The sequence below is a fragment of the Streptococcus sp. CF8_St5-17 genome (genome assembly GCF_024295665.1).
Classification (GTDB): domain Bacteria; phylum Bacillota; class Bacilli; order Lactobacillales; family Streptococcaceae; genus Streptococcus.
Genome location: NZ_JANCOU010000006.1, coordinates 110047 through 116699 on the forward strand (window position 1 = coordinate 110047; position 6653 = coordinate 116699).

At 40.8% G+C, this 6653-nt stretch carries 6 protein-coding genes and 9 tRNA genes; all 15 read right to left on the reverse strand.

Translation table 11 applies throughout. The annotated features are described in order from the left end of the window. Window positions 1-25 precede the first annotated feature (25 nt). A complete protein-coding gene (locus NMM19_RS06345) occupies window positions 26-1546 on the reverse strand; it encodes an ABC transporter permease/substrate-binding protein (protein ID WP_254730681.1) in 1521 nt (506 codons plus the stop codon). Then, window positions 1539-2267, reverse strand: a complete 729-nt coding sequence (locus tag NMM19_RS06350; RefSeq protein WP_254730684.1) for an ABC transporter ATP-binding protein — start codon at window positions 2265-2267, stop codon at window positions 1539-1541. Before NMM19_RS06350 ends, NMM19_RS06345 begins: the two co-directional genes overlap by 8 nt. Next, on the reverse strand, window positions 2260-3114 hold the full coding sequence (locus tag NMM19_RS06355; protein WP_254730687.1) for an SDR family oxidoreductase: 855 nt from the start codon (window positions 3112-3114) through the stop codon (window positions 2260-2262). The genes NMM19_RS06350 and NMM19_RS06355 overlap by 8 nt, the downstream gene beginning before the upstream one ends. An 18-nt stretch (window positions 3115-3132) precedes the next feature. Beyond that, a complete protein-coding gene (locus NMM19_RS06360) occupies window positions 3133-3582 on the reverse strand; it encodes a MarR family winged helix-turn-helix transcriptional regulator (protein WP_254730689.1) in 450 nt (149 codons plus the stop codon). Between the two features lie 135 nt (window positions 3583-3717). Continuing rightward, a complete protein-coding gene (locus NMM19_RS06365) occupies window positions 3718-4422 on the reverse strand; it encodes a hypothetical protein (protein ID WP_254730692.1) in 705 nt (234 codons plus the stop codon). A gap of 152 nt (window positions 4423-4574) precedes the next feature. Beyond that, window positions 4575-5720, reverse strand: a complete 1146-nt coding sequence (locus tag NMM19_RS06370) for a DUF4767 domain-containing protein (protein WP_254730695.1) — start codon at window positions 5718-5720, stop codon at window positions 4575-4577. Between the two features lie 129 nt (window positions 5721-5849). Continuing rightward, window positions 5850-5937 (reverse strand) — tRNA-Ser (locus tag NMM19_RS06375). Between the two features lie 6 nt (window positions 5938-5943). Next, window positions 5944-6017: transfer RNA gene (locus NMM19_RS06380), tRNA-Ile, on the reverse strand. A gap of 33 nt (window positions 6018-6050) precedes the next feature. Next, a tRNA-Gly gene (locus tag NMM19_RS06385) sits at window positions 6051-6121 on the reverse strand. 20 nt (window positions 6122-6141) lie between these two features. Beyond that, window positions 6142-6214 (reverse strand) — tRNA-Phe (locus tag NMM19_RS06390). Window positions 6215-6218: 4 nt separating this feature from the next. Next, window positions 6219-6292 (reverse strand) — tRNA-Met (locus NMM19_RS06395). Window positions 6293-6306: 14 nt separating this feature from the next. Continuing rightward, window positions 6307-6396, reverse strand: a tRNA-Ser gene (locus NMM19_RS06400). A 10-nt stretch (window positions 6397-6406) separates the two neighbouring features. Next, window positions 6407-6480 (reverse strand) — tRNA-Ile (locus NMM19_RS06405). A gap of 13 nt (window positions 6481-6493) precedes the next feature. Then, a tRNA-Met gene (locus NMM19_RS06410) sits at window positions 6494-6567 on the reverse strand. A gap of 5 nt (window positions 6568-6572) precedes the next feature. Further along, window positions 6573-6646 (reverse strand) — tRNA-Pro (locus NMM19_RS06415). Window positions 6647-6653: the final 7 nt, after the last annotated feature.

Sequence of the window (6653 nt, forward strand, 5' to 3'; positions counted from 1 at the left end):
TACTCATAAACTAATACTCCTTTGATTATTGCTTAAGTATTCCTTCTTGAAGGAGAAACTCATGCGCTACTTCTTCAGCCGATTGACCTTCCACACCGACCTGATAGTTCATCTGACTCATCTGGCTCTCGGTGATTTTACCAGCTAGTTTATTAAGGACTGCTTCCAACTCAGGATGTTTTTCGAGTAATTCAGCTTTCATAAGTGGAGCCCCTTGATAAGGTGGGAAGAGGTGTTGATCATCTTCTAAAATCATCAAGTCATACCTAGCAATTTCAGCATCCGTTGAGTAAGCATCTGTAATTTGAATGTCACCTGACTGGATGGCTTGGTAGCGAAGAGCTGGTTCCATGGTTGCCACATTGAGATTCAATCCATAAACAGACTGCAAGCCCTTGTTTCCATCCTCACGGTCATTAAACTCCAGAGTGAACCCCGCCTTGAGCTGTCCTTCTACTTTTTTCAAGTCAGAAATCGTCTTAAGCCCATATTCTTGCGCAATTTTTTTAGGAACTGCTATAGCATAAGTATTTTGATAAGCCATGGGTTTAAGAAAGGCTAGTTGATCCTGTTTGGCAATGCCGTCACGAGCCACCTCGTAAACCTTTTCTGGGTCATGCCCAATTTGTGGAGATGGTTGGAGGAGACTCTCTGTCACTGTTCCAGAAAATTCTGGATAGATATCAATGTCCCCTTTTTTCAGCGCTCGATAAAGGAAATCTGTCTTCCCAAAGTTAGGCTTGACCGTCACCGTCATATCCGTATTTTCCTCAATGAGAAGCTTGTACATATTCATGAGAATCTCAGGTTCAGGTCCCAACTTCCCAGCTATAACCAGATTTTCTTTCTCTTTATTTGGAATCATGCTTGGAGCATAACTAGCTCCCAAACCAAGGACCATAACAGCAAAGGCTGCAACAATCGTACGCAACTTTTCCTTTTCCAACCATTTGAGAATAACATTAAAGAGAATGGCCAAAATGGCTGATGAGATTGCGCCGATTAAAATGAGACTAGCATTCCGACGATCAATTCCCAAAAGGATAAAGGAGCCTAGTCCTCCAGCTCCCACAAGAGCAGCTAGAGTTGCTGTCCCAATGATCATAACAGTTGCTGTTCGAACCCCCGATACAATGACAGGCATGGCCAGTGGAATTTCAAACTTCTTGAGTCGCTCCCACTTGGTCATTCCAAAAGCAATCCCCGCCTCCTCAAGACTAGGATCAATGCCGTTCAAGGCTGTAATCGTATTTTCCAAAATCGGGAAAATAGCATAGATGACAAGGGCTGTGAGGGCTGGTAAGGTTCCAATTCCCATGAAAGGAATAAAGAGCCCCAACAAGGCCATTGAGGGAATGGTCTGGAAGATACCCGCAACTTGTAGCACCCAGTTCGCCGCTTTTTTATGACCATGTAGATAAACCGCCAGCGGAATGGTCAGAAAAATAGCAACCAATAAGGTCAAAAGAGACAATTGTAAGTGTTGTCCCAGAGCTGTTACCCATTCACTAAATCGCTCTTGAAAGGTTGAAATCAAATTAGACATGAAGGCTACCTCCAAACAAGTTTGCTACAAAGTCTGTCGCAGGCGCTTGTAAAATTGTTTCAGGTTCTGCGACCTGGCGAATTTCTCCATCTTGCAAAACTGCAATTCGATCCCCTAATTTCAAAGCCTCGTCCGTATCATGAGTAACGAAGATGGTGGTCATCCCGAACTCCTTATGCAAATCCTTGGTGAGAGCTTGCAACTGCTTGCGAGAGATAGCATCCAAGGCTGAAAAGGGCTCATCCATCAGCAAGATTTTTGGTTCCCCAATGATGGCTCGTACAATGCCAATCCGCTGTTGCTCCCCACCAGATAACTCGTTTGGTAACCGATGAGCATACTCTGCAGCAGGCAGGCCTACCTTGTTCAAGAGTTCTTCTGTTTTAGAAGCGATTTGCTCTTTGCTCCAGCCCTTCATCTCAGGAATGAGAGCTATATTTTCCGCAACCGTCAAGTTAGGAAATAGGGCAATAGCTTGGAGGACATAGCCGGTACTGAGACGTAACTCCCGTTCATCATAGTCCTTGATGCGTTTTCCATCCATGTAGATATTGCCATCTGTCGGTTCCAAAAGACGGTTAATCATCTTGATCATGGTGGTCTTTCCAGATCCTGAAGGACCCACTAGCACCATGAACTCTCCATTTTCAATGCGGAGATTGACATCTTTTAAAATGTCCTTATCCGTGTAGCGCAAGGCTACATGTTTGTATTCAATCATTTTTTTCCTCAATAAGTTTTCTATCTCTAAGAGTATCCAATAGGCTGCTTGCTGGATGCCCTAGGACTTTTTCGACATCTGTAGAAACCCCAGCTTGTTCACCAGCTTTAATCGCTGTATAGGTGCTGACCCAGGCATCGTACTCCCATGTTTGTGCTGGCCATTTTTTCCGTGACTCATAGGCTTCTTCTACTGATTCATCCACATACGAGATGGTCTTACCGGTCTCTTTTGAGAGAAGCACTACGATTTTTTCCATGGAAAGATCCTCTGGCCCTGTCAGATCCAAGCTTTGATTTTCCCACTCCTTAGGATTTAAAAGAATTTCTGCTGCAACCCTAGATGTGTCCTTACGGGCAACAGCTGATTCCAGGCCATTGCCGGCCGGACCACGAATTTCTCCATTTTCAAGCGCAAGATCAATCAAGAAGTCCAAGTAAAAATTATCTCTCAAAAAAGTGTAGGTGAACCCTAACTCCTTGATATAGGCTTCCGTCTGGGCATGATCTCGAGACAAAGTGAAAGTTGCCTTCTCATCTGCCCCATAAAAGGAGGTATATACGATATGTTGTACCCCTGCTAGTCTTGCAACATCTAAAAACTCCTTGTGCTCCTTGACACGCTCTGGATTTTCCCGAGCAGAAACCATTAACAAGGTATCGATCCCCTTTAAGGCCTCAACCACTTTTGGAGTATTTGTATACGACATTCTACGGATTTCCGCAGACGCGTAAACTTTTGCACGCTCTGGGCTTCGTGCTAGATGGACGGAAGCGATTTCTTTTTTATCGACAAGATCAGCCACATAGGAGCCTAAGTTCCCTGTTACACCTGTAATTCCGATCATAACTGTTACTTCCTTTCCCTAGATGTCATTCTCTTTAGCTTTTAGATTTGTGATAATACGCTCTTGATAAGCCTCAAATTCTCGGATTTCTTGATCCGAAAACCCTTGATAAAAAATCTCTCCCAGTTCTTTGCTGACACGGTCGCCAATTTCTTTTTGCGCCCAACCGAGGTCTGTCAACGAGATATATTTTTTCCTTTTATCCTGCTTGCAAGGTTGAATCGTAACCAAACCTTGTTCTTCCAATTTCTTAACCATACTGGTCAATGTATTATTGGCTAGACCCGTCGCAAGAGCGATATCGGTCGCAGTAGCGCACCCCAACTCTTGCTTCCACAAAATCGTTAAAATTTTCCCTTGTTCACTTCTGTATTGAGCATCTGGTTCCTTGCTCAAGAGTTTTTGAAAGATACGCCCATTCAACAATCGAATCTGTAGAGCTTGGTAGCCCCCTAACATCTTGTCCATTTTGTCTCCTTTTTTGTTCTATATCGAACTTTCAAAAAAAATTGTAACTCTTTTTGTTACATCTGTCAACTATTTCGACATAGAAATAATAAAAAACTTCCTACCAAAAAGTAGAAAGTCATCATTTTTATAAAATTAAACATGAATCACATCTGAAGCATTTCTCTTAAAGAAATTACTATGTCCCAGATAAGGACCATACTTAGAATTTTGACTAGAAACCAAGCATAAAGGAATGATAAAAATTTTTATAAAATAGAGTAAGCAAAAAAGTAAAAAAGAACTAAAACTAAGAGTTTTTAAGTCAAGAAAGTAAAGATAAAAGACAATTGATGTATTCAATAGAATATTAAATCCCGTAGCAAAACTAGCTGATAAGATATTCGTCTTAATCTGAGGATTAAAGAGTTTGACAGCAAATAAAGCCAATAAAGAAATATTATAGATACAAATTGGCTTGTAATAATGACGATAAAAAACTAAACATTTATTGTTATAAAAATTAATCCCACTAGTAAAATTACTCGCCTTGTTAATCCAAACATGCGAAACTCCACTAATATCACTCCAAGGAACAAATAAAGCTAATCTTCTAAGATAAATTCCTTTTGGAGATACAGAAAATTTCCAAGAACAAAGAAGATTTATGCCAATGCCAACTAGAATTAATAAAAGAAGGAAATACCCTAACTGTGTTTGATGGAAGCTGAAGGCGTAATCAAAAATATTAACTGTTTGAGTTCCTCGACCAACAATTTGATGAACACCCAAAAGATATAAAATAACTATAAAAAGAACAAATCTATAGTAAATACTATGAAACTTCACAATTTTTGTCATATATTCTATTCCCCTGAATTATAGAGTCATCATCAAACAATGCTTTACGTTCTTATATAACACTAGCATACAATTAAATAATCAAAGAATATAAAAATGAAAAAAGAGATTTTTATAAAAAGAGCTTAGCCAAGACCAAATTCTTCATTTTTCTAGTCTTCTTCAACCAAGCGTCTGAACTCTGCTTGTATTTCTGTGTTTTCGGTTGGTTTCAAGTACATAATCCCACCATTAGTTGTCGGTGAATGAAAGACAATCGCTTCTCCTGTATTGTTTATCGCAAAGTAATAGCTATGAACATCTGGAAATTTATCCCAGTTACTATAGCGCTCTACGATACGATACTTAGCAGTTCCTAACCCATTATCCGAGTATTCCGCATTTATTTTTTCACTCGGCCCATCACCAAAGGTATAGAGATTATCCGCACCAACATCTCCTCCAGCAATTCCTTTTTTGTAATTGGGCTGACCAAGTCTTTCTCCCCATCCTTTAATAAAAGCTTCTAATTTAGCAGATTTGTTGGCATTCCAAGGAGCTTTTTGCTTTTCTCCCGAAATAGTCGTGCTAGTAGAGTTTTCAAATTTCTGCCAATCTAGTTGCTTAAAATTCATTAAATCTGCCTCTGCTTTACCAAAGTCAGAATGCAAACTTTTGTTACCTGGTACACGAATGTCCTGTTCCTGAACTTTACTTGCTGCTTGCTGGCTAGAATTCAGATGATAAAGTGCTCCCCTACCTTCACCTGTACCAGATGACCAGCTTAATTCTAAGATATCTCCATCATTATAGATATTCATAGAATTTCTAGCCCCACCATGACTTGCTACAAAGCCTTCTGCTAAAAGTATCGGTTTCTCATTTACGAGATAATAAAGGCCCGAAATAAAATAATCACCATTAGATTGCTCAACGCCTATTAACAATTCCTCCACACCATCTTTATTAAGATCTGCATAGACAAAACTCATCTTATCAGCTTGATAAACCGCATTTTCAACTGACCAACTATTGATAGGGCGTTCAGTACCTTGTAAACTCTTATAGAGATCAGCAATTGCATTTACATCCTTCGGTGTAGAAAGTATTTTTTGATAATTATCAAAAACTGGCTTGTAGAATTCTTTAAAATTTTTCTTAGCCTCTACGGAAGTTTGTTCATTAGTATTTGATTGACTAACTGTTGTTGATAAACTAAGCCCCTGATTAGAATTTTCGGAGCTATGATTACTACAGACAAACATAAAAAGACTTATGAAAAGAACTAGCAAGCTTCCTAAGATCTTCTTAGATTCCATAACGAACTCCTTGGTCGTTAACTAATTATTGTAGTGCTTTCACTTACATTATATCAAATGTTAAACAGTTATAAAAAGAATAATATAAGATTAAGACAATAAAAAAAGAGCTATACAGCTCTTTAATTACGGAGAATAAGGGATTCGAACCCTTGCGCCGGTTACCCGACCTAACGATTTAGCAAACCGTCCTCTTCAGCCTCTTGAGTAATTCTCCTATTAATGGGCACGAGTGGACTCGAACCACCGACCTCACGCTTATCAGGCGTGCGCTCTAACCACCTGAGCTACGCGCCCAAGAAAAAAACTTGGTACTTGAACAAAGTTCAAAGCGGGTGACGAGAATCGAACTCGCGACAACAGCTTGGAAGGCTGTAGTTTTACCACTAAACTACACCCGCATAGTATCTTATTAAAAAAATGGCGCGAGACGGAATCGAACCGCCGACACATGGAGCTTCAATCCATTGCTCTACCAACTGAGCTACCGAGCCAATATTGCGGGAGCAGGATTTGAACCTACGACCTTCGGGTTATGAGCCCGACGAGCTACCGAGCTGCTCCATCCCGCGTTAATAATAAATAAAGGAGGATGTGGGATTCGAACCCACGCACGCTTTTACACGCCTGACGGTTTTCAAGACCGTTCCCTTCAGCCGGACTTGGGTAATCCTCCATCATTACAATGGACCTTGTAGGACTTGAACCTACGACCACTCGGTTATGAGCCGAGAGCTCTAACCAGCTGAGCTAAAGGTCCAACAAGATCATTATAGCGGCGAAGGGGATCGAACCCCCGACCTCCCGGGTATGAACCGGACGCTCTAGCCAGCTGAGCTACACCGCCATCAATCGGGAAGACAGGATTCGAACCTGCGACACCTTGGTCCCAAACCAAGTACTCTACCAAGCTGAGCTACTTCCCGAGTTAAA

Coding starts and splice junctions, on each gene's coding strand:
- NMM19_RS06355 (WP_254730687.1), bottom strand. CDS start 3,114: ATGATCGGAATTACAGGTGTAACAGGGAACTTAGGCTCCTATGTGGCT.
- NMM19_RS06345 (WP_254730681.1), bottom strand. CDS start 1,546: ATGTCTAATTTGATTTCAACCTTTCAAGAGCGATTTAGTGAATGGGTA.
- NMM19_RS06360 (WP_254730689.1), bottom strand. CDS start 3,582: ATGGACAAGATGTTAGGGGGCTACCAAGCTCTACAGATTCGATTGTTG.
- NMM19_RS06350 (WP_254730684.1), bottom strand. CDS start 2,267: ATGATTGAATACAAACATGTAGCCTTGCGCTACACGGATAAGGACATT.
- NMM19_RS06370 (WP_254730695.1), bottom strand. CDS start 5,720: ATGGAATCTAAGAAGATCTTAGGAAGCTTGCTAGTTCTTTTCATAAGT.
- NMM19_RS06365 (WP_254730692.1), bottom strand. CDS start 4,422: ATGACAAAAATTGTGAAGTTTCATAGTATTTACTATAGATTTGTTCTT.